General features: G+C 59.2%; 4 protein-coding genes and 2 rRNA genes. 1 reads left to right on the forward strand and 5 read right to left on the reverse strand.

The window, feature by feature from the left end; all coding sequences use genetic code 11:
- Positions 1-48 precede the first annotated feature (48 nt).
- Together pyrC and ACNPP0_RS01260 are read right to left on the reverse strand one after the other, a co-directional pair.
- A complete protein-coding gene (gene pyrC / locus ACNPP0_RS01255) occupies positions 49-1,113 on the reverse strand; it encodes a dihydroorotase (protein ID WP_332613024.1) in 1,065 nt (354 codons plus the stop codon).
- A gap of 12 nt (positions 1,114-1,125) precedes the next feature.
- Complete coding sequence (locus ACNPP0_RS01260) at positions 1,126-2,319, reverse strand: M20 aminoacylase family protein (RefSeq protein WP_104143374.1); 1,194 nt, start codon at positions 2,317-2,319, stop codon at positions 1,126-1,128.
- 147 nt (positions 2,320-2,466) lie between these two features.
- Between ACNPP0_RS01260 and ACNPP0_RS01265 the strand changes: the two genes are divergently transcribed.
- Positions 2,467-2,745 carry an SWIB/MDM2 domain-containing protein gene (locus ACNPP0_RS01265; RefSeq protein WP_006217453.1) on the forward strand — a complete coding sequence of 93 codons (279 nt, stop codon included), beginning with the start codon at positions 2,467-2,469 and terminating at the stop codon, positions 2,743-2,745.
- A 373-nt stretch (positions 2,746-3,118) separates the two neighbouring features.
- On the opposite strand, the gene ACNPP0_RS01270 is transcribed toward ACNPP0_RS01265, so the two are convergent.
- The 3 genes from ACNPP0_RS01270 to rrf (ACNPP0_RS01280) all read right to left on the reverse strand — a co-directional run bounded on the left by ACNPP0_RS01270 (position 3,119) and on the right by rrf (ACNPP0_RS01280) (position 4,123).
- Positions 3,119-3,538 (reverse strand): DUF4870 family protein, encoded by a 420-nt coding sequence (locus tag ACNPP0_RS01270; protein ID WP_332613028.1) that lies wholly within the window; start codon positions 3,536-3,538, stop codon positions 3,119-3,121.
- Positions 3,539-3,714: 176 nt separating this feature from the next.
- Positions 3,715-3,827: ribosomal RNA gene (gene rrf / locus ACNPP0_RS01275) — 5S ribosomal RNA — on the reverse strand.
- A gap of 183 nt (positions 3,828-4,010) precedes the next feature.
- Positions 4,011-4,123: ribosomal RNA gene (gene rrf / locus ACNPP0_RS01280) — 5S ribosomal RNA — on the reverse strand.
- Positions 4,124-4,294: the final 171 nt, after the last annotated feature.

Here is a 4,294-nt window from a genome sequence, read left to right on the forward strand (position 1 = left end):
CCCCCCCGATTCACGTTAGTGGCCGCGCCCGGGCGCGCCCCGTGCCGCTCAAGCGTGAGCGCGCCAAGCCAGCGCCTCGCCCGCCGCCAACGGCACCAGCGTCGTATTGCCGAATGCCAGCTCTTCGGGCACCTGATACGTTTCGCGCACCAGCGTCAGCGTGCCGGTATTGCGCGGCAGACCGTAAAAATCCGGACCATGGAAGCTTGCAAAGGCTTCCAGCTTGTCCAGCTTGCCCACGGCATCAAACGCGGTCGCATACAGCTCCATCGCGTGCAGCGCGGTGTAGCAACCCGCACAGCCGCAGGCGTGTTCCTTCAGGCCGCGGGCGTGCGGTGCGCTGTCCGTGCCCAGGAAAAACCGGGGGCTGCCGCTGGTGGCGGCCTCGACCAAGGCAAGGCGGTGCGTTTCGCGCTTCAGGATCGGCAGGCAATACCAATGCGGGCGTACGCCACCCTGGAAGATCGCGTTGCGGTTGTAGAGCATGTGCTGAGGGGTTATCGTCGCGGCCGTCGGCCCTTCAGCATCCCGCACATACTCCGCGCCTTCTTTCGTCGTGATGTGTTCGAACACCACCTTCAAGGCCGGGAACGCGCGACGCAACGGTTTCATGACGCGTTCGACAAAAATGGCTTCGCGGTCGAATACGTCGATAGCGGGATCCGTCACCTCGCCGTGCACGAGCAAAGGCATTCCGCATTTTTCCAATGCTTCCAGGGCCTGGGTGCACTTGCCCAACAAGTCAGTCACGCCGGCGTCCGAGTTGGTCGTCGCACCAGCGGGATAGAGCTTCACCGCGTAGACCTGACCGGATGCATGCGCGTTGCGGATCTCTTCGGCTGAGGTGTTGTCCGTCAGATAAAGCGTCATCAGCGGAGTGAAGGCGTCGGCGTTGCCGCCCGCCTTGCGCAACGCTTGAAGGATGCGATCCCGATACGCCAGCGCCTGCTCGGTGGTGGTCACCGGCGGCTTCAGATTGGGCATGATGATGGCCCGCGCAAACTGGCGTGCGGTGTCGGCCACCACGGCTTCCAGTGCCGCGCCATCGCGCAGATGCAGGTGCCAATCATCAGGGCGGGTGATAGTAAGCTGGGTCGTGCTTTGAGTAGACATGGAAGAGGCTTCTTAATCTGCCAGCGGCATGCCCCGTTCAGCCAGCGCGGCAAACATCGCGCTGCCCAGGGGAATGACCGCATCGTTGAAATCAAAATGAGAGTTGTGCAGCACGCAGCCCGACTCGGCGCCGCCTTGGCCCAGGCGGAAGTACGCACCTGGCTTGCTCTGCAACATGAACGAGAAATCTTCAGAGCCCATCGACGGCACTAGATCGCGCACGACATTTTCTTTGCCGATCATCTCGGTGGCGATATCGGCGACCAGGTTCGCATGTTGCGGCGTGTTCAGGGTGGCGGGATAGATGCGTTCGTAGATCAGTTCAGCGGTCCCGCCGAATGCGCTGGCGATTGCGGTGACCAGCTCTCGCATGCGCGTCTCAACCATTTCTTGAACCGACTTGCGGAACGTGCGCACCGTGCCCACCAACTTCGCTTCGCGCGGAATGACGCTCATGGCGCCGGGATGGCCCGCCTGCATCGACCCGATCGACACCACCGCGGAATCCAGCGGATTCACGTTGCGCGACACAATGGTCTGAAGCGCCGTAATGATCTGGCCTGCGATGGTCACCGGGTCAATGGTTTGGTAAGGATGCGCGCCATGGCCGCCGCGCCCGGTGATCTGAATTTCAAAGCGATCGGCCGCCGCCATCATCGGGCCGGGATTGATGCCAATGGTACCTGGTCGCAGGCCAGGCCAGTTGTGCAGGGCATAGATGGCATCACACGGAAACGTGTCGAAAAGGCCATCCTCCAGCATCGCGCGCGCGCCACCTCGGCCTTCCTCGGCAGGTTGGAAAATCAAGACCGCCGTACCGTCAAAATTACGCGTCTGAGCCAGGTATTTGGCGGCGCCGATCAACACCGCGGTGTGCCCATCGTGACCGCATCCGTGCATCAAGCCAGGCTTGGTGGACTTGTGCCCAAAGTCGTTGTCCTCGGTCATCGGCAGGGCATCCATGTCAGCGCGCAGCCCGATCATGCGGCCGCTATCGCAGCGCCGGCCACGGATCACGCCCACCACGCCTGTCTTGCCTATCCCCCGATGCACCTCGATGCCCAACGCCTCCAACGCACCGGCGACGATCCCCGAAGTTCGCACCTCTTCGAAACCCAATTCGGGGTGGGCATGCAAATCGCGTCGCAGCGCGGTCAACTCGTCGTGAAAAAGTCGAATTGATTCCAAGGCAGATCGTGCGTACATAGGAGGTTACAGAATGGCGTGATAGAGGGGACGGTGCGTATATTTTAGTTGCTACAGAGGATAAATGCCTTTGTCTTTACCAGAGAGACACGTTATGCTCCGGCCGCAGGACAATTTTTCCAACAGCCAGAGAAGGAGCGCCGCATTATGGCCACAACCTCCAAACCCGCGACCGCGCGCAAGCCGAACGCTGCATTCATGAAGCCCCTGACCCCCAGCGCCGAGTTGGCCGCTGTCATCGGCTCGGAAGCCGTGCCGCGTACCGAGGTCACCAAGAAGATCTGGGAATACATCAAGAAGCACAACCTGCAAGATGCTAGCAACAAGCGCAACATCAACGCCGATGCCAAGCTGCGCCCGATCTTTGGCAAAGATCAGGTCACGATGTTCGAACTGACCAAACTGGTCAACGCACATCTGAAGTAAGCAGGCAAAGGGCGTACCCCGTACGTCCCTGCCTCCTGGATTGTCGCGACGCCCTGGCTTTTCGCCGGGCTAGCCAACCCTCCGTTCAGCTGCGCCATCTTCGGCGCACCATCCCAAGTCCATGTTCTGTGGACGCGGCGAAGCTCAACCCCCCCATACCGCCCCAGCACTATCGGATCGCCTTCTGCGCGCCGCTGCGTCCGTGCGAATTGTGTACGTGCTGTGTGCGGCCGTGCCATGTCTTGGAACGCGTTCAACGCTAGCCCGCGTTTGTCGCGTCTTCGCGCGCATCGTGATCACAGCGAATTCGCGGGCGTAAAAAAGCCGGCATTTCTACCGGCCTTCTAAGCGCCTATGAGACGCTTTCTCCCGATCAGGCGTAGGGAGTCGGCGAGCTGCCTTCCAACAGCGCCAGCCAGCCCTTGATCAAGCGATACAGGACCCACACGACCGTCGCGATCAAGCTGATCCAGCCAATGAAGATGTAGACCGCTATGGCGCTGATCGCCAGCCACAGCATCGCCCACCAGAACGTACGCAGCATCCAGTCGAAGTGACCCGCGTAAACCGTGCCCGCGGCGTCGGAGCGTTTCAGGTACATCAGCACCACTGCCGCCAATGTCGCAATGCCCAGAATTCCACTTGTCAGAAAGCCCAGGGCGAATAAACCGTATGCCACATGGGTCAGCGTGCGCAGGTCCAACGTTGTGCCGGGCACGGGGGTCTGGGGATCACTCACGATAACGCTCCAACAAATTGACTCGGTCAATCTTACCGCACAAAACCCAACCATCCACGGGCGTTGTTATTTCGGCACATTCAACATTGGCGCGGCTTGCAGCGTGGTTGACGGCGCCATTGCGGCATCAATTAGGCGGTCATTTGCGACTTCGTCTTCAGTCCGAATTCGAACTGGTTATCGCCAATGACAAAGCCCCGCCGTGAACGGCGGGGCTTTGAGGGATAAGAGCTTGACGATGACCTACTTTCACAGACGTCCGTCCACTATCATCGGCGCGAAGGCGTTTCACTGTCCTGTTCGGGATGGGAAGGAGTGGTACCACCTTGCTATGGTCGTCAAGCGTAACTGCTTGAGAGGGTGCCTTGAACGTCAACCTCTCGAATTTTGTGTACTGCCTGGCACTGCACGAACATCTAATCACATTCGTGATGACACCAAGTACCTGTCGTCACGCATGGATGCGTTCTCACTTATACAAAAACAAAACCCCACAGGATTACCTGTGGGGTTTTGCGCAATAAAAGCCTGACGATGACCTACTTTCACAGACGTCCGTCCACTATCATCGGCGCGAAGGCGTTTCACTGTCCTGTTCGGGATGGGAAGGAGTGGTACCACCTTGCTATGGTCGTCAAGCGTAACTGCTTGAGAGGGTGCCTTGAACGTCAACCTCTCGAATTTTGTGTACTGCCTGGCACTGCACGAACATCTAATCACATTCGTGATGACACCAAGTACCTGTCGTCACGCATGGATGCGTTCTCACTTATACAAAAACAAAACCCCACAGGATTACCTGTGGGGTTT

The sequence above is a fragment of the Achromobacter semiaridum genome, from assembly GCF_053543755.1.